At 50.5% G+C, this 24,142-nt stretch carries 25 protein-coding genes; 9 read left to right on the forward strand and 16 right to left on the reverse strand.

Features of this window, described 5'->3' with window-relative positions:
- Positions 1 to 23: 23 nt before the first annotated feature.
- Positions 24 to 491: an outer membrane lipoprotein SlyB gene (slyB, locus tag C7B16_RS01180; protein WP_000597202.1), complete on the reverse strand. Its 468-nt coding sequence runs from the start codon at positions 489 to 491 to the stop codon at positions 24 to 26.
- A 274-nt stretch (positions 492 to 765) separates the two neighbouring features.
- On the opposite strand from slyB, the gene anmK reads away from it, so the two are divergent.
- The 5 genes from anmK to pdxY all read left to right on the forward strand — a co-directional run bounded on the left by anmK (position 766) and on the right by pdxY (position 5,340).
- Positions 766 to 1,887 (forward strand): anhydro-N-acetylmuramic acid kinase, encoded by a 1,122-nt coding sequence (anmK, locus tag C7B16_RS01185; protein ID WP_000835033.1) that lies wholly within the window; start codon positions 766 to 768, stop codon positions 1,885 to 1,887.
- Between the two features lie 84 nt (positions 1,888 to 1,971).
- Positions 1,972 to 2,301 (forward strand): C-type lysozyme inhibitor, encoded by a 330-nt coding sequence (gene mliC, locus C7B16_RS01190; RefSeq protein WP_000480882.1) that lies wholly within the window; start codon positions 1,972 to 1,974, stop codon positions 2,299 to 2,301.
- Between the two features lie 58 nt (positions 2,302 to 2,359).
- Positions 2,360 to 3,016, forward strand: a complete 657-nt coding sequence (pdxH, locus tag C7B16_RS01195; protein ID WP_001516332.1) for a pyridoxamine 5'-phosphate oxidase — start codon at positions 2,360 to 2,362, stop codon at positions 3,014 to 3,016.
- A 128-nt stretch (positions 3,017 to 3,144) separates the two neighbouring features.
- Complete coding sequence (gene tyrS / locus C7B16_RS01200; RefSeq protein ID WP_001516333.1) at positions 3,145 to 4,419, forward strand: tyrosine--tRNA ligase; 1,275 nt, start codon at positions 3,145 to 3,147, stop codon at positions 4,417 to 4,419.
- A gap of 60 nt (positions 4,420 to 4,479) precedes the next feature.
- Complete coding sequence (pdxY, locus tag C7B16_RS01205; protein WP_000789755.1) at positions 4,480 to 5,340, forward strand: pyridoxal kinase PdxY; 861 nt, start codon at positions 4,480 to 4,482, stop codon at positions 5,338 to 5,340.
- 43 nt (positions 5,341 to 5,383) lie between these two features.
- Here pdxY and gstA read toward each other — a convergent pair whose 3' ends face one another.
- The 12 genes from gstA to blr all read right to left on the reverse strand — a co-directional run bounded on the left by gstA (position 5,384) and on the right by blr (position 15,715).
- Positions 5,384 to 5,989 (reverse strand): glutathione transferase GstA, encoded by a 606-nt coding sequence (gstA, locus tag C7B16_RS01210; RefSeq protein ID WP_000765734.1) that lies wholly within the window; start codon positions 5,987 to 5,989, stop codon positions 5,384 to 5,386.
- Between the two features lie 105 nt (positions 5,990 to 6,094).
- Positions 6,095 to 7,597, reverse strand: coding sequence for a dipeptide/tripeptide permease DtpA (dtpA, locus tag C7B16_RS01215; RefSeq protein ID WP_000100948.1), 1,503 nt, complete (start codon positions 7,595 to 7,597; stop codon positions 6,095 to 6,097).
- A gap of 609 nt (positions 7,598 to 8,206) precedes the next feature.
- Positions 8,207 to 8,842, reverse strand: a complete 636-nt coding sequence (gene nth / locus C7B16_RS01225; RefSeq protein ID WP_001030339.1) for an endonuclease III — start codon at positions 8,840 to 8,842, stop codon at positions 8,207 to 8,209.
- The gene (gene rsxE, locus C7B16_RS01230) at positions 8,842 to 9,537 is read right to left on the reverse strand and encodes an electron transport complex subunit RsxE (RefSeq protein ID WP_001289639.1); all 696 of its coding nucleotides are present in this window, start codon (positions 9,535 to 9,537) and stop codon (positions 8,842 to 8,844) included. Before rsxE ends, nth begins: the two co-directional genes overlap by 1 nt.
- A gap of 3 nt (positions 9,538 to 9,540) precedes the next feature.
- Complete coding sequence (gene rsxG / locus C7B16_RS01235; protein WP_000920812.1) at positions 9,541 to 10,161, reverse strand: electron transport complex subunit RsxG; 621 nt, start codon at positions 10,159 to 10,161, stop codon at positions 9,541 to 9,543.
- 3 nt (positions 10,162 to 10,164) lie between these two features.
- Positions 10,165 to 11,223 (reverse strand): electron transport complex subunit RsxD, encoded by a 1,059-nt coding sequence (gene rsxD / locus C7B16_RS01240; RefSeq protein ID WP_001516335.1) that lies wholly within the window; start codon positions 11,221 to 11,223, stop codon positions 10,165 to 10,167.
- The gene (rsxC, locus tag C7B16_RS01245) at positions 11,224 to 13,350 is read right to left on the reverse strand and encodes an electron transport complex subunit RsxC (protein WP_107179270.1); all 2,127 of its coding nucleotides are present in this window, start codon (positions 13,348 to 13,350) and stop codon (positions 11,224 to 11,226) included.
- Positions 13,343 to 13,921 carry an electron transport complex subunit RsxB gene (gene rsxB, locus C7B16_RS01250; RefSeq protein ID WP_000991825.1) on the reverse strand — a complete coding sequence of 193 codons (579 nt, stop codon included), beginning with the start codon at positions 13,919 to 13,921 and terminating at the stop codon, positions 13,343 to 13,345. The genes rsxC and rsxB overlap by 8 nt, the downstream gene beginning before the upstream one ends.
- Positions 13,921 to 14,502: an electron transport complex subunit RsxA gene (gene rsxA / locus C7B16_RS01255; protein WP_000133193.1), complete on the reverse strand. Its 582-nt coding sequence runs from the start codon at positions 14,500 to 14,502 to the stop codon at positions 13,921 to 13,923. The genes rsxB and rsxA overlap by 1 nt, the downstream gene beginning before the upstream one ends.
- A 76-nt stretch (positions 14,503 to 14,578) precedes the next feature.
- Positions 14,579 to 15,019: a DUF2569 domain-containing protein gene (locus C7B16_RS01260; protein ID WP_001516338.1), complete on the reverse strand. Its 441-nt coding sequence runs from the start codon at positions 15,017 to 15,019 to the stop codon at positions 14,579 to 14,581.
- A gap of 86 nt (positions 15,020 to 15,105) precedes the next feature.
- The gene (gene ydgT, locus C7B16_RS01265) at positions 15,106 to 15,321 is read right to left on the reverse strand and encodes a transcription modulator YdgT (RefSeq protein WP_000126621.1); all 216 of its coding nucleotides are present in this window, start codon (positions 15,319 to 15,321) and stop codon (positions 15,106 to 15,108) included.
- 268 nt (positions 15,322 to 15,589) lie between these two features.
- The gene (gene blr, locus C7B16_RS01275) at positions 15,590 to 15,715 is read right to left on the reverse strand and encodes a division septum protein Blr (protein WP_032141301.1); all 126 of its coding nucleotides are present in this window, start codon (positions 15,713 to 15,715) and stop codon (positions 15,590 to 15,592) included.
- A 240-nt stretch (positions 15,716 to 15,955) separates the two neighbouring features.
- Between blr and C7B16_RS01280 the strand changes: the two genes are divergently transcribed.
- Positions 15,956 to 16,996, forward strand: a complete 1,041-nt coding sequence (locus C7B16_RS01280) for an oxidoreductase (protein ID WP_001282501.1) — start codon at positions 15,956 to 15,958, stop codon at positions 16,994 to 16,996.
- A 96-nt stretch (positions 16,997 to 17,092) separates the two neighbouring features.
- Here the strand turns inward: C7B16_RS01280 and add are convergent, their stop codons facing one another.
- The 3 genes from add to malX form a co-directional block, all read right to left on the reverse strand.
- The gene (gene add / locus C7B16_RS01285; RefSeq protein WP_107179271.1) at positions 17,093 to 18,094 is read right to left on the reverse strand and encodes an adenosine deaminase; all 1,002 of its coding nucleotides are present in this window, start codon (positions 18,092 to 18,094) and stop codon (positions 17,093 to 17,095) included.
- Positions 18,095 to 18,197: 103 nt separating this feature from the next.
- Positions 18,198 to 19,370, reverse strand: coding sequence for a MalY/PatB family protein (locus C7B16_RS01290; RefSeq protein ID WP_001516339.1), 1,173 nt, complete (start codon positions 19,368 to 19,370; stop codon positions 18,198 to 18,200).
- A 9-nt stretch (positions 19,371 to 19,379) separates the two neighbouring features.
- Complete coding sequence (gene malX / locus C7B16_RS01295) at positions 19,380 to 20,972, reverse strand: PTS maltose transporter subunit IICB (RefSeq protein WP_107179272.1); 1,593 nt, start codon at positions 20,970 to 20,972, stop codon at positions 19,380 to 19,382.
- A 174-nt stretch (positions 20,973 to 21,146) separates the two neighbouring features.
- On the opposite strand from malX, the gene malI reads away from it, so the two are divergent.
- From malI to uidR, 3 genes are all read left to right on the forward strand, one after another.
- On the forward strand, positions 21,147 to 22,175 hold the full coding sequence (malI, locus tag C7B16_RS01300; RefSeq protein ID WP_107179273.1) for a mal regulon transcriptional regulator MalI: 1,029 nt from the start codon (positions 21,147 to 21,149) through the stop codon (positions 22,173 to 22,175).
- A gap of 113 nt (positions 22,176 to 22,288) precedes the next feature.
- Positions 22,289 to 23,056: a 7-alpha-hydroxysteroid dehydrogenase gene (gene hdhA, locus C7B16_RS01305; RefSeq protein ID WP_000483368.1), complete on the forward strand. Its 768-nt coding sequence runs from the start codon at positions 22,289 to 22,291 to the stop codon at positions 23,054 to 23,056.
- A gap of 229 nt (positions 23,057 to 23,285) precedes the next feature.
- Entirely contained in the window at positions 23,286 to 23,873 is a 588-nt protein-coding gene (gene uidR, locus C7B16_RS01310) for a DNA-binding transcriptional regulator UidR (protein WP_061091139.1), read from the forward strand.
- The last annotated feature ends 269 nt before the right edge of the window (positions 23,874 to 24,142 follow it).

Below are 24,142 nucleotides of genomic sequence, written 5' to 3' on the forward strand. Positions count from 1 at the left end.
TACCTGACCACACGTTAACGTGTTTAGCGCGGGGAAACAGTCACCTGGCTGCCGTTGCTGGCCAGAATGACACGTTGTCCCGGAGAGAAGTGGGTATTGCCCTGTTTCTGTACCACCATGATGGTGTTGCCATCATCTTTACGAATTTCCAACTCCACACCCTGGGTTTTGTTTATTGCGCTCTGCACGCCCTGACCGGCTACACCGCCTGCGATAGCACCTGCCGCGGTAGCCAGAGAACGCCCGGTTCCGCCGCCAACGGTATTTCCAAGGAAGCCACCGAGAACCGCACCGCCGATTGCGCCGATAACGTTGGAATCATCACCACCCTGAATTTGTACCTGTCGTACATTAACGATTGTGCCATAGCTGACATTCTGCACTTGCTTCGCTTCAGAGGCGGTATAGACATCACCAGAAAGGGTATCGTTGTTGACACAACCGACAAGAGACAGACCGACCATTGATACAACCAGTACGCGCTTAATCATTGAAAAATCTCCTGATTACCATGAAACGCCTCACAAGCATCCCTCATGGCCAAAGTAAATGGCATTGGTATAACTATGATTACATGTTCCACTAAAACATGATGGAATCATAATTAGAATACGGTTAACCAAGTATAAACAAAACATTCATAGTAGTTATTGATATAAATATAATGTTTTCCTACCAACGGTAAAAATCGGCACTCATGCATGGAATTCGCGAGAGGTTTGTGTTTGAGTGGAGCGCAAACGTCAGGTTGAAAAAGGATGAACTATGAAATCAGGCCGCTTTATTGGCGTAATGTCAGGCACTAGTCTGGATGGTGTCGATGTTGTGCTGGCGACAATCGATGAACACAGGGTGGCGCAGTTGGCAAGTTTGAGTTGGCCGATCCCTCCATCACTTAAACAAGCGGTGCTGGATATTTGCCAGGGACAGCAGCTTACACTTTCGCAGTTTGGTCAACTGGATACTCAACTTGGTCGCCTGTTTGCCGATGCCGTTAACGCATTGCTCAAAGAAGAAAATTTGCAGCCGAAAGATATCGTTGCTATTGGTTGTCACGGTCAGACTGTATGGCACGAACCCACGGGCGTCGCGCCGCATACTCTACAGATTGGGGATAACAACCAAATTGTGGCGCGCACTGGAATTACTGTCGTCGGGGATTTTCGCCGTCGCGATATCGCCCTGGGTGGACAGGGCGCACCGCTGGTGCCAGCGTTTCATCATGCATTGCTGGCTCATCCTACTGAGCGGCGTATGGTGCTCAACATTGGTGGTATTGCCAATTTGTCACTGCTCATTCCTGGGCAACCGGTGGGTGGCTACGATACCGGACCGGGTAACATGCTGATGGATGCGTGGATCTGGCGTCAGGCGGGTAAACCTTACGATAAAGACGCTGAGTGGGCACGCGCGGGCAAGGTCATTCTCCCTCTGCTGCAAAATATGCTTAGTGATGCGTATTTTTCCCAGCCTGCGCCAAAAAGCACCGGGCGTGAATACTTTAACTACGGTTGGCTGGAGCGTCACCTGCGTCAATTCCCGGGCGTTGATGCGCGCGATGTCCAGGCGACGCTGGTGGAACTGACAGCAGTGACCATTTCTGAACAGGTGTTATTGAGTGGTGGTTGTGATCGTTTGATGGTATGTGGTGGCGGAAGCCGTAATCCATTAGTGATGACGCGACTTGCTGCCTTGCTGCCAGGAACGGAAGTGACCACCACTGATGCTGTCGGCATTAGCGGTGATGACATGGAAGCATTGGCCTTCGCCTGGCTTGCCTGGCGGACGCTGGCGGGGCTGCCAGGCAATCTGCCCTCGGTCACTGGCGCAAGCGAGGCGACGGTATTGGGCGCAATTTTTCCCGCAAACCCGCGATATCAGAGTTAACTGAATTTTTCCTACTGCTTCTGCCGTTACACTTGGATGTTGAGGAGAGCGTTTTGCTCTCCGGACCAGGAAAGTCTTCGGGATATGTTTATGAAAAAACTGTTACTGATCTGTTTACCGGTGCTTCTCACCGGCTGTAGCGCGTTCAATCAACTGGTTGAGCGCATGCAAACCGATACGCTGGAATACCAGTGTGATGAAAAACCGTTGACGGTAAAACTGAATAATCCACGTCAGGAAGTCAGTTTTGTCTACGACAATCAATTACTGCACCTTAAACAGGGCATTTCAGCATCAGGCGCGCGTTATACCGACGGTATCTACGTTTTCTGGTCGAAAGGCAATGAGGCGACGGTCTATAAGCGTGACCGCATTGTCTTGAATAACTGTCAGTTACAAAATCCACAGCGTTGAGATTTTTCCAGGGGCGGCGCACAATAGCGTCACCCACTGACAATCCGTAAAGAAAACCATGTCTGATAACGACGAATTGCAGCAAATCGCGCATCTGCGGCGTGAATACACCAAAGGCGGTTTACGCCGCCGCGATCTTCCCGCCGATCCATTAACCCTTTTCGAACGCTGGCTCTCCCAGGCGTGTGAAGCTAAGTTGGCTGATCCTACTGCGATGGTCGTCGCGACCGTTGATGAACATGGTCAGCCTTATCAGCGCATCGTTTTACTCAAACATTACGACGAAAAAGGTATGGTGTTTTACACTAACCTTGGTAGTCGCAAAGCGCATCAAATCGAACAAAATCCGCGCGTTAGCCTGCTTTTCCCCTGGCATACTCTTGAGCGCCAGGTGATGGTTATCGGTAAAGCGGAACGTCTTTCGACTCTCGAAGTGATGAAATATTTTCATAGCCGTCCCCGTGACAGCCAGATTGGCGCGTGGGTATCGAAGCAGTCCAGCCGTATTTCCGCGCGCGGGATCCTTGAGAGTAAATTCCTTGAGCTGAAGCAGAAGTTTCAGCAGGGTGAAGTCCCTTTACCGAGTTTCTGGGGCGGTTTCCGCGTCAGTCTTGAGCAGGTTGAGTTCTGGCAGGGTGGTGAGCATCGTCTGCATGACCGCTTTTTGTACCAGCGTGAAAATGAGGCGTGGAAAATCGATCGTCTCGCACCCTGAAAAGATGCAAAAATCTTGCTTTAATCGCTGGCACTCCTGATTCCGGCACTTTATTCTATGTCTCTTTCGCATCTGGCGAAAAGTCGTGTACCGGCAAAGGTGCAGTCGTTATATACATGGAGATTTTGATGGCAAGCAGTAACTTGATTAAACAATTGCAAGAGCGGGGGCTGGTGGCCCAGGTGACGGACGAAGAAGCGTTAGCAGAGCGACTGGCGCAAGGCCCGATCGCGCTCTATTGCGGCTTCGATCCTACCGCTGACAGCTTGCATTTGGGGCATCTTGTTCCATTGTTATGCCTGAAACGCTTCCAGCAAGCGGGCCACAAGCCGGTTGCGCTGGTAGGCGGCGCGACGGGTCTGATTGGCGACCCGAGCTTCAAAGCTGCCGAGCGTAAGCTGAACACCGAAGAAACTGTTCAGGAGTGGGTGGACAAAATCCGCAAGCAGGTTGCCCCGTTCCTCGATTTCGACTGTGGAGAAAATTCTGCTATCGCCGCGAACAACTATGACTGGTTCGGCAATATGAACGTGCTGACCTTCCTGCGCGATATCGGTAAGCACTTCTCCGTTAACCAGATGATCAACAAAGAAGCGGTTAAGCAGCGTCTCAACCGTGAAGATCAAGGTATTTCGTTCACCGAGTTTTCTTATAACCTGTTGCAGGGCTATGACTTCGCCTGCCTGAATAAACAGTATGGTGTGACGTTGCAGATTGGCGGTTCTGACCAGTGGGGGAACATCACCTCTGGTATCGATCTGACTCGCCGTCTGCATCAGAATCAGGTGTTTGGCCTGACCGTTCCTTTGATCACCAAGGCTGACGGCACTAAGTTTGGTAAAACTGAAGGCGGAGCCGTATGGCTGGACCCGAAGAAAACCAGTCCGTACAAGTTCTACCAGTTCTGGATCAATACCGCTGATGCCGACGTTTACCGCTTCCTGAAGTTCTTCACCTTCATGAGCATTGAAGAGATCAATGCCCTCGAAGAGGAAGATAAGAACAGTGGTAAAGCACCACGCGCCCAGTATGTACTGGCGGAGCAGGTGACGCGTCTGGTTCACGGTGAAGAGGGTTTGCAAGCCGCGAAACGTATTACCGAATGCCTGTTCAGCGGTTCTTTGAGTGCGCTTAGTGAAGCGGACTTCGAACAGCTAGCGCAGGACGGCGTACCGATGGTTGAGATGGAAAAAGGCGCTGATCTGATGCAGGCACTGGTCGATTCTGAGCTTCAACCGTCCCGTGGTCAGGCGCGTAAAACTATCGCGTCCAATGCCATCACCATTAACGGTGAAAAACAGTCCGATCCTGAATACTTCTTTAAAGAAGAAGATCGTCTGTTTGGTCGTTATACCTTACTGCGTCGTGGCAAAAAGAATTACTGTCTGATTTGCTGGAAATAATGCACTAAGTGGAAAAGGGGAGTGAGAAATCACTCCCCTGGTTTTTATACAGGGAACACGATGAAAAATATTCTCGCTATCCAGTCTCACGTTGTCTATGGTCATGCGGGTAACAGTGCGGCAGAGTTTCCGATGCGCCGCCTGGGCGCGAATGTCTGGCCGTTGAATACCGTTCAATTTTCTAATCACACCCAATACGGCAAATGGACTGGCTGCGTAATGCCGCCCAGCCATTTAACCGAAATTGTTCAGGGCATTGCCGCCATCGATAAATTACATACCTGTGATGCTGTACTCAGTGGTTATCTGGGGTCGGCGGAACAGGGGGAACATATCCTCGGTATTGTCCGTCAGGTGAAAGCGGCGAATCCACAGGCGAAATATTTTTGCGATCCGGTAATGGGGCATCCTGAAAAAGGTTGCATCGTCGCGCCGGGTGTGGCGGAGTTTCATGTGCGTCACGGTCTGCCTGCCAGCGATATCATCGCGCCGAATCTGGTGGAGCTGGAAATCCTCTGTGAGCATCCGGTACATACCGTCGAAGAAGCCGTTAAAGCTGCGCGCGAACTCATTACGCAAGGGCCACAAATTGTGTTGGTTAAACACCTGGCGCGTGCGGGTTACAGCCGCGATCGTTTTGAAATGCTGCTGGTTACTGCCGATGAAGCCTGGCATATCAGCCGTCCGCTGGTAGATTTTGGTATGCGTCAGCCGGTCGGTGTTGGTGATGTGACGAGCGGTTTACTGTTGGTGAAACTGTTGCAGGGCGCAACGTTGCAACAGGCGCTGGAACATGTGACTGCCGCAGTATACGAAATTATGGTGACCACCAAAGCAATGCAGGAATATGAGCTGCAGGTGGTTGCAGCACAAGATCGTATAGCCAAACCGGAACATTATTTCAGCGCAACGAAACTCTGAAATACCTCTTTTCGGCCCACAGTTTCCTGTGGGCCGATGACTATTACTGCAATCCTTCCGCCGTCAACGCAGCTTTCACCGCCGGACGTTCAGCCATACGTTGCATAAATGCCGCAATGTGCTCTAAACCCTCCAGATTCAGTTTCACCGCGTATGCCCAGCGCAGAACCGTAAACAGGTAGGCATCAGCAATAGTAAAACGTTGCCCACAGATCCAGTGCTCATCTTTCAGCGCGTCGTTAACATACTGCAGTTTTTTCTCCAGTTGTGCGCGCGCAATCGGTTTGAACTCTTCTGGTGTAGCCGGGTGAAACAGCGGGGTAAAGCCTTTATGTAGTTCGGTGGCAATATAGTTCAGCCATTCGATGGTTTTATAGCGCGAAATACTATTTACCGGAGCCAGTAATTGACGGTCGGGTACGCTATCGGCAAGGTATTGCATAATCGCCACGCCTTCTGTCAGTAGCGTGGCATCATCGAGCAGTAACGCAGGAACCTGTCCCTTAGGGTTAATGGCAAAGTAATCATCACCATTTTCGAGGCGTTTTTTCATCAAATCCACACTGACGAGCGTAAAATCCTTTCCGCTCTCACGCAGGGTGATATGGGAAGCAAGAGAGCAGGCGCCCGGTTTATAGAACAGTTTCATCGGTAACTCCTTTTGGCTGTGGTTTAAAGAATGGTAGTGCGTTGTTGAATAAAAAAAAAGCCGCTAACGAAAAGTTAGCGGCTTGTAAAAGAGTTTCCCTGAAATTTATGCTACGGCAGCTTTCGCTGCTTTGTCTGCAGCATCGTCCTGAGTCATGCGATGCAGTTTCGGTGCGGTCAGCAGCATCAGCACTGCGATAACGGCAGTGGCGACACCAATCTGCAAGAACACGCGGCCATACACATCCAGCGACATCAGCGGATCGGTTACGTTATCCGGAACAGCCATCATGCCCGCAACATAACCACCAATCAGGTTTGCACCGGCAGTGGTCAGGAACCAGCTACCCATAATGAAGCCCATCAGACGCTGAGGAACGAGCTGAGCAACCATTGCCAGACCCAGACCGGAGATCATCAGTTCACCGATACTCTGCAGGCCATAGCTTGCTACCAGCCAGCCTACAGAAACGATACCGGCGTCAGAAGCGAATTTCGCGCCCACTGGCAGGATCAGGAATGCGCCGGAACACATCACCATACCGATTGCAAATTTGGTCGGCATCGGCAGAGTGTCGCCCATCTTGTTATAGATAGCGGCCAGAATCGGGCTACCAATGATGATCCAGAATGGGTTCAGCGCCTGATACTGTTCAGGTTCAACCGCCATCCCCAGAATGGAGTGTTCAACGTTACGAATCGCAAAGAAGTTCAGCGACGTCGGCATCTGGCTGTACAGCACGAAGAAGATGATTGCTTCAAGCATCAGAATGAAGGCAACGATCATTTTACGACGCGCAGCACCTTTCATGGCGAACGCTTCTTTACCGAAGATAACAACGATACCGAAGGCAACAACGCCCAGCGCCATACGTGCAACTTCCTGGTTGTGCAGCAGCCAGGTTGCAACCGCGATCAGTGCCACAACGCCAATAATGGTCAGCAGCAGGTTACGGTAGTTGACTGGTTCAAAGTCAGGTTTCGAACCGTACTGTTTAACCCAGCGCTGGCAGAAGGCAAAGTTAACAATGGTGATCAACAGACCGACTACGCTAAGCGCAAACGCGACGCTCCAGCCGTATTTAACCGCCAGCCACGGGGTTGCAATCATAGAGAAGAAAGAACCGATGTTGACGGACATGTAGTACATGGTAAATGCACCGTCCAGACGCGGGTCGTTTTTCTCATAGCAAGTCGAGAGCAGCGAAGACGGGTTGGCTTTAAACAGGCCGTTACCGACAGCAATTGCCGCCATACCCATATAGACGATACCTGCGTCGTGACCAGACCACGCAACCAGCGCATAGCCAATCGCCAGCACGATAGCGCCAAGCATAATGACGCGTTTAGTACCCAGTACCTTGTCACCTAACCAGCCGCCGATAGCGACCAGACCATAAACCAGGGCACTAAAGGAAGAGAAAAGTGTGATTGAATCCGCTTCAGACATACCCAGTTGTTTAACCAGGTAGACAGCCATAATTCCTTGTAGGCCGTAATAACCAAAACGTTCCCATAACTCAATCGAGAAGATGAGATAGAACGCCTTCGGTTGTTTGAAAGCGTTCAAACTAACGCTTTCTGTTGGTTTTTGGTTTGCAGTGGACACTTTTACCTCTTTTTTTACATCCCATATTAACGGGGGTGCATTCTCGCGTGATGTCTAAAAAACATACGCGCAATTGTTATAGTGGGAGGGGAAACGGCAGGTAATGTTCACTATCTTGCACTTTCAGACAAGTCCTTTGTAATAATCTGTTACATATAACTGGCCTGGAGAATTCATCGGTTTTGGGAAATGTTATCCAGCGTTAAATTTTTCAAAAAACGTAACGGCAGATTTTTTCACTACTGGAGCCGGGTAATAATTCCTCTTTGGCGATATGTTCTGCTATAAGGTGTTTCATGTAGTGGGATAGTCCATTATCTGAAAAATAGCCAGTGTAATGTTTTGTAGGTTTCAGGTCGGATTGAATCAATGCTTTGTCAAATTTAACTTTTGAGGTGCATTATTTTTACATTTGTGTATCAGTGTGATTTCGATCACAAATGAATAGAAAATTTCGCTATTAAAAAAACAATTAACCTGCATTTTTGGTTATTCACAAACGGATTGCCTAATGATGCCGCAGCGAGGCGGCATCATTAACGTTAGAAAGTTGTTTTTGAAGAGGATGAGTAGCGGTAATGGATGAAGAAACGGCAGTACCTGTTTGTGTCAGATGTCAACTTTCTCTTTGTATTCACAAAGATCTTCAATAATGCAGGAGCCACAGCGCGGTTTGCGGGCAATGCAGGTATAACGCCCGTGAAGGATTAACCAGTGATGGCAGTCGACTTTAAATTCTGCAGGAACTACTTTTAGCAGTTTTTCCTCAACTTGTTCGACGTTTTTCCCGGGAGCAAATTGGGTGCGGTTGCAGACACGGAAAATGTGGGTATCTACAGCAATGGTCGGCCAGCCGAAAGCGGTATTCAACACCACGTTAGCTGTTTTGCGTCCAACGCCGGGCAATGCTTCCAGCGCAGCGCGATCTTCCGGAACTTCGCCATTATGCTGCTCCAGTAAGATACGGCAGGTCTTGATGATATTTTCCGCTTTGCTGTTATATAACCCAATGGTTTTGATATACGTTTTCACGCCTTCAACACCCAGTTCGAGCATCGCGGCAGGCGTATTGGCTACCGGGTAGAGCTTCGCTGTTGCTTTATTAACGCTGACATCAGTGGCCTGGGCAGAAAGTAGTACAGCAATCAGCAATTCAAAAGGCGAACTGAAATTAAGCTCGGTTGTGGGATGAGGATTGTTCTCACGCAGGCGGGTGAGGATCTCCAGTCGTTTTGCTTTGTTCATCAGACATTCCCTGTTTCACCGTTTTGCAACTCGCGTTCAGCGGCTGCTTCAGTGCGGCGCTTTTTCATTTTTTCATCAATCAGGTATTTTCCTGCCAGCATCAGTCCCAGGCCAATAAATGCCCCTGGTGGTAACATTGCGAGCAGGAAAGGGGAATCAGTGTGGAAGATCTCCACGCGCAATACTTTTGCCCAGTTACCCAACAGCGCATCGGCACCGTCAAATAACGTTCCGTTGCCGATAATTTCGCGCAGTGAACCCAGCACGAACATTGCGCAGGTTGCACCCATGCCAATCGAAAATCCGTCCAGCGCCGAAAGCGCCGGACCTTTTTTTGCAGCGAAGGCTTCAGCGCGACCAACAACGATACAGTTAGTGACAATCAGCGGAATAAAAATTCCTAACGATTGATACAGACCAAAGGCGTAGGCGTTGATCAGCATTTGTACGGCACTGACCACCGAGGCGATGATCATCACGTAAATAGGGATACGGATCTCGGCTGGCGTCCAGTGACGCAGCGTCGAGATAGTCAGGTTGGTGAGAGTCAACACCAGCGTAGTCGCAAGCCCTAAACCCAGTGCGTTGGTGGCAGTTGACGTGACTGCCAGCAGCGGGCAGAGACCGAGCAACTGAACCAGTGCGGAGTTGTTCTTCCATAACCCCTGAACAATAACGTCTTTAATTTCGCTCACGGTCTATTCTCCACAGGCAGGAAGTTGAGAAAGTTGTTCTGGTAACGTTTGGGCGTACAACCCGGCGCGTTTTACCGCATTCACCACCGCGCGAGGCGTAATGGTCGCGCCGGTGAACTGGTCGAAATCACCGCCATCTTTCTTTACCGCCCAGTGAGCGTCATTTGCGGTGCTGATTTTTTTACCCGCAAAATGAGTGATCCAGTCAGAGAGGCGCAGTTCGATTTTATCGCCAAGCCCTGGCGTTTCGTGATGTTCTGTCACGCGTGTGCCAAGTACAGTGCCGTTAAAATCGGCTCCGACCAGTAGCTGAATCGCGCCTGAATAGCCATCCGGCGCAGTCGCTTCCAGAACGGCAGCTACCGGCTGGCCATCCTGTTTAGCGATGTAAACCCGATGTTCACCTTTACCCAGCTCAGGCGCATTCACTAAATAGCAACTTTGTGCCAGCTCATTGTTATAGCGTTCGGCTGGCAACACCTGATCAAATAACGTCTTTTGTTGCAGGCTGGCCTGTTCAGCAATCGTCGTTTTGGTCATCTGGTTGATGGCCGCCGTTAAACCTGTTGAACCGGCGGCAAACAGTGCCAGCGTAATACCGTGTTTTCGGATAGTTTTCAGCATGGTTTATCCTTTGCGATGGCCGTAAACGCGCGGACGCGTATAGTAATCGATCAGAGGAACCGTGATGTTCGCCAGCAGGACAGCAAAAGCCACGCCGTCAGGATAGCCGCCGAAACTGCGGATCAACCAGACTAATAAGCCCGCCAGTGCGCCAAAAATCAGACGACCACGATTAGTCGTAGAAGCGGTCACCGGATCGGTCAGAATAAAGAATGCGCCAAGCATGGTCGCGCCAGACAGCAGATGAATTTGCGGTGATGCCAGCGTCTCCGGTGAGAACAACCAGCCCAGCGTTGCGCATAGCGCCAGCGTCACTAAGAAGCTGACGGGAATATGCCAGCGAATCGCTTTCTGCCATAGCAACCACACGCCGCCAACCAGCCAGGCGAGGTTTACCCATTGCCAGCCAGCGCCTGCCAGAATACCGCTGTAGATCGGATACTGCATAATTTGCTCAACCGAATGACCGGCGCGGACAGAGGTTTTGAACGTATCCAGCGGCGTCGCCTGGCTGATACCATCAATGCCTAAGCGTAGCGTGTTCATATCACCGCCGCTGACGGTATGGCCGCTGAAGATAACCTGCACAGCGTCGATAAATCCAGGGATGTTGACCGCAATCTCATGCGGCGGCAACCAACTGGTCATCTGTACCGGGAAGGAGATCAGTAATACTACATAACCAATCATTGCCGGGTTGAATGGGTTTTGCCCCAGACCGCCATACAACTGTTTAGCGATGATCACCGCAAACACCGTACCCAGCACGACCATCCACCACGGCGCGAGAGGTGGAATACTTACCGCCAACAATAAGCCTGTTAGTAATGCTGAGTTATCTTTTAACGTTGCGGCTACTGACTGCTTGCGCAGCTTAAGCACAAGCGCTTCGGCTAACAATGCACTGACCGATGCCAGCAGGATCTGAACGAGAGTGCCCCAGCCAAAAAACCACAGTTGTGCCGCGATTCCAGGCACGGCTGCGAGCAGTACCAGCAGCATAATGCGCGATGTCTGGCGCTGGTTATGGGTATATGGGGAGCTAGCTATTCTGAATACCATTTAGTCCTCGTTTACAACCTTTTGCTGGGCGGCTTTTTTTGCCTGAACGCGGGCAATAGCCGCGGCAACTGCCGCTTTGCGCGGATCAACCTGTTCTTCTGACTCGGCGTTAGCCTGCTGTTGTTCCAGTTTACGCGCTTTGGCGCGGGCAATAGCGGCCTCGACGGCAGCCTTGCGCGGATCAACCTGTTCTTCCGGCTCGGCGTTAGTCTGCTGCTGTTCCAGTTTTCGTGCTTTGGCACGAGCAATAGCGGCCTCGACGGCAGCTTTGCGCGGATCAACCTGTTCTTCCGGCTCGGCGTTAGCCTGCTGCTGTTCCAGTTTACGCGCTTTGGCACGAGCAATAGCGGCCTCGACGGCAGCTTTACGCGGATCAACCTGTTCTTCCGGCTCGGCGTTAGCCTGCTGCTGTTCCAGTTTACGCGCTTTGGCGCGGGCAATAGCGGCCTCGACGGCAGCCTTGCGCGGATCAGCAACGGTTGTTGCGTCGTTGATCTGTTGTAATTCTGCCTGCTTCGCTCTGGCTTGCGCTTTACGCGCTTCCCGTGCTGCAATAATTGCGCTGTTATCCGGACGTTCGCCAGCTTTGATCACAATAGGCTGCGTGGCCTGGGCCTGCTTCTCTTTCACACGTGCCAGTGCGGCAGCAATCGCGTCTTTGTCTTTGGCTGCAGGTTGTACCGCCGCGCTCTTATGTCGTTCAAGACGCGCGGCTTTTTCGCGCTCCAGACGTGCCTGACGGGCTTCAAAACGCGCTTTTGCTTCTGCGGCGCGTTTCTCTTCCTGACGAATGGCGGCAATTTCTGCTTTTTCCTGACGGAAATATTGCACCAGTGGAATGTTGCTCGGGCAAACCCAGGCGCAGGCCCCACATTCAATACAGTCGGCAATGTTGTGCGCGGTGGCTTTATCGTGCTGCTGACCTTTGCTGAACCAGTACAACTGTTGCGGCAGAAGATCGGCAGGGCAGGCGTCAGCACAGGCGCTACAGCGGATGCAGCTTTGTTCTTCCTGCGGTTCACCGAGTTCACTGGCCGACGGCGCCAGCAGGCAGTTAGTGATTTTGACGACCGGCACATCCAGCCACGGCAATGTAAAGCCCATTAGCGGGCCGCCCATAATCACCATTTGATCAGCAGAAGGACGGAATCCGGCATCATCCAATAAATGACGCACAGGTGTACCCAGTCGCGCCCAGACGTTGCCCGGACGTGCAATGGCTTCACCAGTCAGCGTCACCACGCGCTCGGTAATGGGCTCGCCATCGATAACTGCGCGTTTCACCGCGTAAGCGGTGCCGACGTTTTGCATTAACACACCGATATCTGATGAACGGCCGCCGTGTGGCACCTGCTTCCCGGTCAGGATGTACGTTAACTGTTTGGCACCGCCGGAAGGATATTTAGTTGGAATAACCCGTAGAGCGATATCGCGGGAGTCTGCCAGCACTGCGCGCAGCATGGAAATCGCCTGTGGTTTGTTATCTTCAATACCGATAAGAATTTCGCGCGGTTGTAGGATATGCGCAAGAATGCGAATGCCTTCCACCACCTGAGCGGCGCAATCCTGCATCAGACGGTCATCGGCGGTAATATATGGTTCGCACTCGGCAGCATTGATAATCAAGGTTTCGATTTTATCGCCGCCACCCTGCAATTTAACACCCGTAGGGAAGCCCGCCCCCCCCAGCCCGGCGACGCCAAACTGATGAATACGTTCAATTAACTCTTCCCGGCTACGTGAGCGGTAATCGCTCCAGCCGTCACGTGGGATCCAGCAGTCTTCACCATCAGCATCAATAATCACGCTTAACTCAGCTAATGCTGAAGGATGAGCCGTAGAGTGGGGGGCAATAGCTGTAACGGTGCCGGAGGTTGGTGCGTGAACCGGCAGCATTTTGCCGCGACCGCGAGTGAGTGGCTGACCGCGCAGCACTTTATCCCCGACGCTAACACACAGCTCACCTTCAGCGCCAATATGTTGCTTCAGCGGAATGACAAATCGCTGCGCCAGTGGCACCTGGCGTAGAGGCGTACCGTTGGACTGGGTTTTCATTTCCGGTGGATGAATACCGCCGTTGAAGTCCCAGATTTTATTTTTTTTGAAAGCAGAAAATAACTTAAACATGGTGTTCCACGGGAATGATGCGCACGGGAATGGTGTTCAGATCCCATTTCCAGGAGTCAGGCGTTTCTGCGACCGGTTGTAAGGAGATGCAGTGTGTAGGGCATGGGTCAACGCAAAGATTGCAGCCCGTGCACAGATCGCTCATCACTGTATGCATTGCGCGGGTAGCGCCAACAATGGCGTCTACCGGACACGCCTGAATGCACTTAGTGCAGCCAATACAGTTATTTTCATCAATAACTGCCACCATGCGCGCAGGCGTCAACTCTTGCGCTTCGCCATCCAGCGGCTGTGGCTCGACATTAAGCAACTCGGCAATTTTCAACATCACAGCTTCGCCACCAGGTGCGCAGCGGTTGATTTTTTCGCCATTACAACTGATGGCTTCCGCATACGGACGACAGCCTGGATAACCGCACTGACCACACTGGCTTTGCGGTAAAATTTCGTCAATTTTCTCAACGACCGGATCGTCTTCCACCGCAAAACGGCGGGAGGCATAACCCAGAATGGCGCCAAACACCAGGCCCAGCAGGCTCACGGCGGCAACAGCAATCCAGATAGCATTCATTACAACTTTACCAAACCACTAAAGCCCATAAAGGCCAGAGACATAAGACCCGCAGTAATCAGCGCAATGGCATTACCACGAAAAGGGGCCGGAACATCGGCCACAGCAAGACGTTCGCGAATGGCGGCAAAAAGCACCATCACCAGCGAGAAGCCGACAGCAGCAGAAAAACCGTACAGCGCCGACTGCAAGAAATTGTGCCCGAGGTTGATATTCAGCAACGCTACGCCGAGCACCGCACAGTTGGTGGTGATAAGCGGCAGAAAAATCCCGAGTAGCCGATAAAGTACCGGGCTGGTTTTACGCACCACCATCTCGGTGAACTGCACGACTACGGCAATCACCAGAATAAACGCCAGGGTGCGCAGATAAATCAGATTGAGTGGGATTAAAATCCACGTGTCGATAAGCCAGGCGCAAATAGACGCCAGCGTCATCACAAATGTTGTTGCCAGCCCCATGCCCATCGCGGTTTCCAGCTTTTTGGAAACCCCCATAAACGGACAGAGCCCCAGAAACTTGACCAGTACAAAGTTATTGACCAGTACAGTTCCGACAAACAGTAACAGGTAGTCAGTCATTTTTCGGCCTGAAATAAAAAAGCCGCCTATTATCCGTTAATCCAGAGCAGGCGACAACAGGTTAACTGTAAGGTTATTACGGATTCACAAACGTCGCTTTCACCCGCGACGAGCGTTTGAAATAGGGGACGATCAATGCAGTTGCCAACAAAGTAAACAGCAACTGGCGAACGGCTACACCATCTTCAACCGGAGAAAACGCGAAGGCTTTAACTGCCAGTAATACGGAAATCAGTAGCCAGATAATATAATGTTTAGGAACACAACGCCGACGTTTAAAGAAAGCGATGGTTAACCACAGTGTGTAATACCACATAGCGATGGCGGTAATAAACGAAACGCCCCATGAGATTTGCGTTGTCAGGGATTGTTCGCTGAGCGTTTTAAATGTTTGAGGAGAAGATAACGCTGCGGAGTACAGCAACAGCGCCAGCGTCGTACTCAGTAAGGCAACTAACAGCCAGGCTAACGGGCCAAGCAACCAGCCTCCAATACGTTGTGGCGTTGTGGTGGTCATAAGTTCTCCAGAATAGCGACAGCAAACGGGCAAATCTAATTTTAGGGGCGTCATTATAAAGCTTTTATAACCGATCGCTACTTTCTTTATTGAACGTAGTGCCAGACCGATTTCGGAACCTGCCCGAGGTCAAACAAACGCCCGCCAGAAACCAGCTCTGCTCGGCGGTGATCGGCTGCACGATACATATTTATAATATCCTGATCGTCCGTCAGGGTGTAATTAAGATGATCGTAGAGTTTTTCCAGGCTTTCGAGTGAATTGATTTTACGAAATTTTAATAAGTATTCCTGAGCTGTCATAAAAGATCCATTAAATAACTAATACCAAAGTGGTAGGCATTATATGTAATGATAAAATCTCACCATAGGTGAACGTTAAAGCAATAATAAGAATGTGCTGATGGCAAATAATTCTGGGATGAAATACTGCTAATAAAAGAGTAACGCGCTTTACTATCCCTGACAATCGTCAACAACACCGTGCAAAATAATAAATTCCTGGTTTAAATACCCGACAAGTCAAAACATGCACCCGGACGGGCTGCATGTTGCCCTGCAAACGCAGAGATTACTTGTGTTGTACCGGGGTACTCTGTTCAGGCGGCTGGTAGTTGTCAATGTGACTCGCCACGCCAAGAAGAATGACTGAAACGATAAGAACGATCCAACCTGTTAATTCAATAAGACGATTCATTACTGCCCACATCTATGTTGATTGATCCATTAACTAAGGCCGTAAATGTTACTTAGCAATAATTGCTCCAGCAAGATTTTTACTGATGTTTTTGCGATATTTATCTTTTGCCTTCAGAAAATTCGCTCTTTTTTTGACTTAAGTTAAATAACCCCCCGTATTGCAGGCAGGTTATTAAACTGTTGAGAGAGGGTAAAGGATAGTGTCAAATAGCATCATACTTCAATGAGAGGCAATGACATGAGCGACAACATCCGTGTTGGGTTGATTGGGTACGGTTATGCGAGCAAAACCTTCCATGCTCCCCTGATTGCGGGCACGCCCGGGCTGGAGCTGGCGGTGATCTCCAGCAGTGACGAAACAAAAGTGAAGGCTGATTGGCCAACAGTTACGGTTGTCTCTGAACCGAAGCATCTCTTTAATGATCCTAATATTGACCTGATTGTCATTCCTACGCCCAACGATACCCATTTTCCGTTAGCAAAAGCGGCACTGGAAGCGGGTAAACATGTGGTTGTTGATAAGCCTTTCACCGTGACACTGTCACAAGCACGGGAGCTGGATGCTCTGGCAAAGAGTCTTGGGCGCGTGTTGTCAGTGTTTCATAACCGTCGCTGGGATAGCGATTTCCTGACGCTAAAAGGTTTGCTCGCGGAAGGCTTGCTGGGGGAAGTGGCTTACTTTGAGTCTCATTTCGACCGCTTCCGTCCACAGGTGCGCGATCGCTGGCGTGAACAGGGCGGCCCCGGTAGCGGTATCTGGTACGATTTAGCGCCGCATTTGCTCGATCAGGCTATTACGCTGTTTGGCTTACCCGTCAGCATGACCGTAGATTTAGCACAGTTACGCCCGGGAGCGCAGTCGACAGATTATTTCCACGCCATTTTGTCCTACCCACAGCGGCGGGTCATTTTACACGGCACTATGTTGGCGGCAGCAGAGTCGGCACGCTATATCGTTCATGGTTCTCGCGGCAGCTACGTTAAGTATGGACTCGATCCACAGGAAGAGCGGCTGAAAAATGGCGAACGTTTGCCGCAGGAAGATTGGGGCTATGATATGCGTGACGGCGTACTTACCCGTGTTGAAGGTGAGGAACGCGTCGAAGAAACACTGCTGACGGTGCCGGGAAATTATCCGGCTTACTACGCTGCTATTCGTGATGCGTTGAATGGTGACGGAGAAAATCCGGTGCCGGCAAGTCAGGCGATTCAGGTGATGGAACTCATTGAACTTGGTATCGAATCCGCCAAACATCGCGCGACGCTGTGCCTGGCGTGATAATCGATTTTTGGAGCCGGATAAAGCGACTACACTGCATCCGGCGATGAATTCAAATGCCTGATACGACGCTTACGCGCCTTATCAGGCATGTTCTTACTTCGCAGTCACTTTTTCTCTCAGAGCACGTTTCTCATCGGCGCTCAAAAACGCCATTTCCAGACCGTTAATCTGCGCCTGGCGAATTTGCTCGCGAGATAAACCCGCAGCGGGTGCGGCGACGGTATATTCGTGAATGATATCTACGCCCTGAACCCCCGGATCATCAGTGTTAATGCTGGCGCAAATACCATGCTCAAGGAACGTTTTCAGTGGATGTGCCACCAGAGAGGCTACGGTACTGGTCTGAATATTTGAGGTCAGACAGGATTCAATACCAATTTGCTGTTCGGCAAGAAAATCCATCAGCGCCCGATCTTCAATGGCTTTTACGCCATGTCCAATACGTTCCGCCCCCAGTTCACGAATAGCCTGCCAGATGCTTTCCGAGCCAGCAGCTTCACCTGCATGAACAGTAATATGCCAACCCGCATCACGTGCGCGATTGAAGTGAGAAAGGAACAGACTCCCCGGGAAACCAAGTTCATCACCGGCTAAATCCAGCGCGGTAATCTGGTCACGGTGGGCTAAAAATGCCTCCAGTTCTTGCTGGCAGGCGGCTTCGCCAAAGGTTCGACTCATAATGCCGATAAGATTCGCCTGCACACCAAAAGTGCGGCAACCTTCACGCACGCCATCAATGACGGCTTCGACCACGCCCGCAACAGGCAACTGATGCGTCATCGCCATGTAGCCTGGCGAAAAACGTAGTTCGACATAGTGCAGGCCGTTTCGAGCGGCATCTTCAATATTTTCAAATGCCACGCGACGGCAGGCATCAAGAGAAGCGAGAACTTTAACGCCCCAGTCAAGTTTGCTCAGGAAGCTGACCAGATCGGGTTCGTTGGCGATGACCTGAACGTGGGGGAGCAGCGTTTCCAGCGATTGTGCAGGAAGTGAAATATTATACTGGCGGCCAAGTTCAAGGATGGTCTGGGGACGAATGTTGCCATCAAGGTGGCGATGGATATCAGTTAATGGCAGGGTGGTATCAATCATGGTCGCACTCTTTTTCTGGATATAAAAGTGCGCACCATTATAAAAACAAAGCAGGGTAAAAATCTACGATTGCGCAACGATTATTTGCGTTGCGCAATCGCAATCAACGTACAGTGCGGATGGCGTTAATTAATCCGGCGACACCTTTTTCCAGTTTCGAACGAGGGCATCCGGCATTGAGACGAACAAAGCCACGGCCTTCTTCGCCGTAGGTATATCCCGGCATGATCGCCACTTTTTCTTGCTCAATCAGGACTTTTTGCAGTGCATTGTCATCAATGTTCAGAGGCCGTAAATCAAGCCAGGCAAGATAAGTGGATTGTGGGGGCTGCCAGTTGAGTTCCGGGAACGCGGCGTTCATTGTATTGGCGATATACCTCAGATTGTCTTTCAGATAGACACGTAAGGCATCCAGCCACGCTGCGCCTTGCTGATAGGCGGCGATATGTGCTGTTAATGCCAGTACAGAAGGGGAGGAAAGCCCATCACGACCTTTCAGTGCTGATAAATACGTCTCGCGGCTCTCGCTGTTTTCAATGATACCGTAAGCTCCGGTCAGGGCAGGAATATTGAAACTTTTCGAACCAGAAGTCAGCAGCGCCCAGTCTCCGCGCGCCACGTTGCTCCAGGGAATATGTGGTTGCTCATCCCATACCATATCCATATGGATTTCATCGGAGATAACGCGTACACCATAGCGTTCGCAAAGGTCTGCCATTATCTCCAGTTCATCGCAAGTCCAGACTTTACCCGTGGGGTTCTGCGGGCTACACAGGAGCATAATTTTACATTCTGGTTTCGCCAGTACAGCTTCCAGTTTTGCCATATTGCAAAACCAACCGTCCTCCCGCTTCTCTAAAGCAACGGGCATCACGGTGCGCTGATTACCTTCAATGGCTTTGTAAAATGCGTCGTAAGCGGGGGTATGGATCATCACGCCTTCACCGACGGCAGACCACTGGCGAATCAATTCCGACACCATATAGATAACAGAAGGACCATAAACCACCGACTGCGTATCAATGGCTGTGTTATGTTGGGTGGAAAACCAGTGGGCAATTGCCGCGAGAAACTCATCGTTTTTCCAGCGGCTGTAGCCAAACACACCGTGCATCAGGCGCTGATTCAGCGCCTCGATAATGCAGGGTGCGGTGGCAAAATCCATGTCTGAAATCGTGAACGGCAGCAGATCCGCAGAGCCGAAACGGTCAGCGACATAGTCCCATTGTGTACACCATGTTCCATGACGATCCACGACCTTTGAAAAATCGAACATATTTTATCCTTATGCCTGAACAGTGCGCATCAAACCGGCCATTTCATCTTTTACCGATTGAACTTGCGGCCCAATAACAACCTGCAGGTTATGTTGATTCAATTGAACTACGCCAATTGCCCGATTGTCCTTCAGCGCCTGCACATTCACAAGCGACATATCTTTCACAGACAAACGCAGGCGAGTAATACAGTTATCAAGGCTGACAATATTGTCGGCACCACCCAGGGCTTCGAGGATTGCCGGAACGTTGTAACCTGATTTACCCGGCGTACCGACAACGGCTTTTTCGATTGAGCTGGCGATTTCACTGTCGCGCCCCGGTGTTTTCAGATTGAAGCGGGTGATAGCGAAACGGAAGATGACGTAGTAAACAATAAACCAAATTGCCGCCACCACTGGCACCATGTACCACTTAGTCGACAGACCATGCAAAATACCGAATACCACAAAGTCGATGATATTACCGTCGGTATTACCGATGGTGACACCGAGAACGGACATGACAGTGAAGCCGAGGCCGGTTAACAGTGCGTGGATGACATACAGGACTGGCGCAACGAACAGGAACAGGAACTCCAGCGGTTCTGTGGTGCCGCCAACGACACAGGCGATCAGGCCAGAAATCAGCAGGCCTTTAATTTTATGGCGATTTTCCGGGCGTGCGCAGTGATACATGGCTAATGCCGCACCAGGCAGGCCGCCGAGGAAGGCAGGCATTTTTCCCTGGGAGAGGAAACGCGTAGCGCTTTCAGAGAAACCGTGTGTGGTCGGGCAGCTTAATTGCGCCTGGAAGATAGTCAGCGCGCCGCTTACGGTTTGACCGCAGACTTCCTGCGTGCCGCCCGCATCAGTAAAGCGAATTAATGCCACCAGAATGTGATGCAGACCAAACGGCAACAGCAGACGTTCGCCAGTACCAAACAGCATCGGTCCGAAATTGCCTGCGCTATTGATCATATGACCTAATCCACTAATGCCCATAGCAAATATCGGCCAGACTAACGGAATTACCAGACCGACAAGTCCCATCACCAGTGAGGAGATAATGGGCACGAAGCGGGTGCCGCCGAAGAACGCCAGCGCATCTGGCAGGCGGATATTATGGAAACGCTCATGCAGCATCCAGACAATGATACCGGCGATCACTGCACCGAGGATCCCGGTGTCGATCGACTGGATCCCAAGAATACTCTGGATATTATTGGCTTTCAGAACGGCTGCATCGGTGGTTGGTAGAATGCCTTTATTGGTCAACCAGAAGTTAACCGCAAGGTTCATGACCGCGTAACCGACAAAACCCGCGAATGCTGCAACACCTTTGTTTTCACGCGCCAGCCCGAGTGGGATTGCAATACAGAACATCACTGGCAGAAAGCTAAAAGCAAACGAGCCAACCTTACTCATCCAGGTAAAGATGGCCTGCAACACGGGGTTACCCAATGCCGGGATTAGGGTGATGACATCGTGGCTGCTAAGGGAACTGCCAATTCCGAGCATAATGCCGCAGAACGACAATAACGCCACGGGTAACATAAAGGTTTTGCCTAACTGCTGGAAGAATTCCCACAGCGTGACTTTCGGTGCTGCTTTCGCCGTCATAAAACGACTCCTTGTTGAGAACAGTCTGGATTCAATAAATTGCGCGAGAAGATAAAACGTTTTATCAAATTTTAGTGAGGCATAAATCACATTACGCAACGATAATAGCGGGTATAAGATAAATTAAAGGTAAAACGTTTTATCTGTCACATAATCAGGGAGTAGGTCATCTGCATGGCTACCGCCAAAAAAATCACTATTCATGATGTTGCGCTGGCTGCGGGCGTGTCAGTCAGTACCGTTTCGCTGGTGCTTAGTGGCAAAGGGCGAATATCTGCCGCCACGGGAGAACGGGTTAACGCGGCCATTGAAGAGTTAGGCTTTGTGCGAAATCGCCAGGCATCTGCGCTGCGCGGCGGGCAGAGTGGCGTAATTGGCTTAATTGTGCGCGACTTATCTTCGCCGTTTTACGCTGAATTAACGGCCGGGCTGACAGAGGCACTGGAAGCACAGGGGCGGATGGTTTTTTTGCTCCACGGCGGTAAAGATGGCGAGCAACTGGCCCAGCGATTTTCACTGCTACTGAATCAGGGGGTCGATGGTGTGGTGATTGCCGGTGCGGCAGGAAGCAGTGATGACCTGCGGCGCATGGCAGAAGAAAAAGACATCCCGGTGATTTTTGCATCCCGTGCCAGCTATCTTGAAGATGTGGATACTGTTCGCCCGGATAACATGCAGGCAGCGCAGTTATTGACGGAACACCTTATTCGCAATGGGCATCAGCGTATCGCCTGGCTGGGAGGGCAAAGTTCCTCTTTAACCCGCGCGGAACGAGTGGGTGGATATTGCGCAACACTATTAAAATTTGGTCTGCCGTTTCACAGCGATTGGGTACTGGAATGTTCTTCCAGCCAGAAGCTGGCTGCGGAAGCTATAACGGCGCTTTTGCGCCATAACCCGACTATCAGCGCGGTGGTGTGCTACAACGAAACCATTGCGATGGGCGCGTGGTTTGGTTTACTGAAAGCAGGGCGGCAAAGCGGCGAAAGCGGGGTCGATCGTTATTTTGAGCAACAGGTTTCATTAGCGGCATTTACTGATGTAACGCAAACTTCTCTTGATGATTTTCCGATTGTCTGGGCCTGCACACCTGCGCGGGAACTGGGCTTTACGCTTGCCGATCGCATGATGCAAAAAATCAGTCACGAAGAGAATCACTCTCGAAATCTGATTATCCCCGCGCGGCTCATTACGGCGAAATAATCTCTCTTTATCTGCTATACCTGGTAGTGTCTTTTCCCCGAGGTTAATGATAAAAAATGTGGCACACAGGCGGTGCCTTTTAATTTATTTACTGAAGTTCACAGGAGGTTTATGTGTTTAATTCTGACAACCTGAGACTCGACGGAAAATGCGCCATCATCACCGGTGCGGGTGCTGGTATTGGTAAAGAAATTGCCATTACATTCGCGACAGCAGGTGCATCTGTGGTGGTCAGTGATATTAATGCCGATGCAGCAAATCATGTTGTTGATGAGATTCAACAGCTTGGTGGACAGGCATTTGCCTGGCGTTGTGATATTACTTCCGAACAGGAATTATCTGCTCTGGCAGACTTTGCCATCAGTAAGTTGGGCAAAGTGGATATTCTGGTTAACAACGCGGGTGGCGGTGGTCCTAAACCGTTTGATATGCCAATGGCGGATTTCCGCCGCGCTTATGAACTGAATGTGTTTTCTTTTTTCCATCTGTCACAACTCATTGCACCAGAAATGGAAAAAAATGGCGGAGGCGTTATTCTGACTATCACTTCTATGGCTGCAGAAAATAAAAATAAAAACATGACTTCCTATGCGTCATCTAAAGCTGCGGCCAGTCATCTGGTGAGAAATATGGCATTTGATCTGGGTGAAAAAAATATTCGGGTGAATGGCATTGCGCCGGGGGCAATATTAACTGATGCTCTAAAATCCGTTATTACGCCAGAAATTGAACAAAAAATGTTGCAGCACACGCCAATCAGACGTCTGGGTCAACCGCAAGATATTGCTAACGCGGCGCTGTTTCTGTGTTCACCTGCTGCCAGTTGGATAAGCGGGCAAATACTCACCGTATCCGGCGGTGGGGTACAGGAGCTTAATTAATCGCTAGCAGGCCGGTAAACAACTGAGTGAGTGTTGTTTACCGGTACAGCGAGTTCAGCAGTGAAAAAACGCCAGAAAACTGGTAACCAGGCTATGTTCATTGGTTGACCAATTATCGTGTAAATAGTAAACGAATCGGGTGTGCCTTCGCACTATTCAACAGCAATGATAGGCGCTCACCTGACAACGCGGTAAACTAGTTATTCATGCTAACTATATTGGTTTAACGATGGATAACATGCAGACTGAAGCACAACCGACACGGATCCGGATCCTCAATGCTGCCAGAGAGATTTTTTCAGAAAATGGATTTCACAGTGCCTCGATGAAAGCCATCTGTAAATCCTGCGGTATAAGTCCCGGGACGCTTTACCACCATTTCATTTCTAAAGAAGCCTTGATTCAGGCAATTATCCTCCAGGATCAGGAGAGGGCGCTGGCCCGCTTCCGGGACCCTATCGAAGGGATTCATTTTGTAGAATATATGGTCGAGTCGATAGTCTCCCTGACGCATGAAGCCTTTGCCCAGCGGGCGCTGGTGGTAGAGATTATGGCGGAAGGAATGCGCAATCCGCAGGTTGCCGCTATGCTCAGGAATAAGCATCTGACAATCACCGAATACATCGCCCAGCGTATGCGCGATGCCCAGCAAAAAGGTGAGATAAGTCCTGACATTAACACGGCGATGACCTCTCGTTTATTGCTGGATCTGACCTATGGCGTACTGGCCGACATCGAAGCCGAAGACCTGGCGGGTGACGCGTCATTTGCCCAGGGATTACGTGCGATGATTGGCGGTATTTTAACCGCATCCTGATATCTTCTTGCCGCGGGCCGGTGACCACTGCGCCCGCATTTAATGTCCTTAACAGCACCATACCAAAACGTTCTCGCCTGATCGCAAAATCCCGTTAACACATACACCACAACCATATGTCACGGAAATTTAGCGTTTTAAGCAACTCGAACGAGCGTTCGGTTGCTTATTTTGTGGCTTCTGTCAACGTTGTTTTAGAGATTAATGCGATCCATGTCACGCTGTGGGTATTGCAGTTTTTGGTTTTTTGATCGCGGTGTCAGTTCTTT

The organism is Escherichia sp. 20412-1, assembly GCF_003027595.1.
In the GTDB taxonomy this organism is placed as follows: domain Bacteria; phylum Pseudomonadota; class Gammaproteobacteria; order Enterobacterales; family Enterobacteriaceae; genus Escherichia; species Escherichia marmotae.

What these genes read in the sequence shown, in the direction of transcription:
- slyB (WP_000597202.1), bottom strand. Translation starts at nt 491, where the DNA reads ATGATTAAGCGCGTACTGGTTGTATCAATGGTCGGTCTGTCTCTTGTC.
- anmK (WP_000835033.1), top strand. Translation starts at nt 766, where the DNA reads ATGAAATCAGGCCGCTTTATTGGCGTAATGTCAGGCACTAGTCTGGAT.
- mliC (WP_000480882.1), top strand. Translation starts at nt 1,972, where the DNA reads ATGTTTATGAAAAAACTGTTACTGATCTGTTTACCGGTGCTTCTCACC.
- pdxH (WP_001516332.1), top strand. Translation starts at nt 2,360, where the DNA reads ATGTCTGATAACGACGAATTGCAGCAAATCGCGCATCTGCGGCGTGAA.
- tyrS (WP_001516333.1), top strand. Translation starts at nt 3,145, where the DNA reads ATGGCAAGCAGTAACTTGATTAAACAATTGCAAGAGCGGGGGCTGGTG.
- pdxY (WP_000789755.1), top strand. Translation starts at nt 4,480, where the DNA reads ATGAAAAATATTCTCGCTATCCAGTCTCACGTTGTCTATGGTCATGCG.
- gstA (WP_000765734.1), bottom strand. Translation starts at nt 5,989, where the DNA reads ATGAAACTGTTCTATAAACCGGGCGCCTGCTCTCTTGCTTCCCATATC.
- nth (WP_001030339.1), bottom strand. Translation starts at nt 8,842, where the DNA reads ATGAACAAAGCAAAACGACTGGAGATCCTCACCCGCCTGCGTGAGAAC.
- rsxG (WP_000920812.1), bottom strand. Translation starts at nt 10,161, where the DNA reads ATGCTGAAAACTATCCGAAAACACGGTATTACGCTGGCACTGTTTGCC.
- rsxD (WP_001516335.1), bottom strand. Translation starts at nt 11,223, where the DNA reads ATGGTATTCAGAATAGCTAGCTCCCCATATACCCATAACCAGCGCCAG.
- rsxC (WP_107179270.1), bottom strand. Translation starts at nt 13,350, where the DNA reads ATGTTTAAGTTATTTTCTGCTTTCAAAAAAAATAAAATCTGGGACTTC.
- rsxB (WP_000991825.1), bottom strand. Translation starts at nt 13,921, where the DNA reads ATGAATGCTATCTGGATTGCTGTTGCCGCCGTGAGCCTGCTGGGCCTG.
- rsxA (WP_000133193.1), bottom strand. Translation starts at nt 14,502, where the DNA reads ATGACTGACTACCTGTTACTGTTTGTCGGAACTGTACTGGTCAATAAC.
- C7B16_RS01260 (WP_001516338.1), bottom strand. Translation starts at nt 15,019, where the DNA reads ATGACCACCACAACGCCACAACGTATTGGAGGCTGGTTGCTTGGCCCG.
- ydgT (WP_000126621.1), bottom strand. Translation starts at nt 15,321, where the DNA reads ATGACAGCTCAGGAATACTTATTAAAATTTCGTAAAATCAATTCACTC.
- blr (WP_032141301.1), bottom strand. Translation starts at nt 15,715, where the DNA reads ATGAATCGTCTTATTGAATTAACAGGTTGGATCGTTCTTATCGTTTCA.
- C7B16_RS01280 (WP_001282501.1), top strand. Translation starts at nt 15,956, where the DNA reads ATGAGCGACAACATCCGTGTTGGGTTGATTGGGTACGGTTATGCGAGC.
- add (WP_107179271.1), bottom strand. Translation starts at nt 18,094, where the DNA reads ATGATTGATACCACCCTGCCATTAACTGATATCCATCGCCACCTTGAT.
- C7B16_RS01290 (WP_001516339.1), bottom strand. Translation starts at nt 19,370, where the DNA reads ATGTTCGATTTTTCAAAGGTCGTGGATCGTCATGGAACATGGTGTACA.
- malX (WP_107179272.1), bottom strand. Translation starts at nt 20,972, where the DNA reads ATGACGGCGAAAGCAGCACCGAAAGTCACGCTGTGGGAATTCTTCCAG.
- malI (WP_107179273.1), top strand. Translation starts at nt 21,147, where the DNA reads ATGGCTACCGCCAAAAAAATCACTATTCATGATGTTGCGCTGGCTGCG.
- uidR (WP_061091139.1), top strand. Translation starts at nt 23,286, where the DNA reads ATGGATAACATGCAGACTGAAGCACAACCGACACGGATCCGGATCCTC.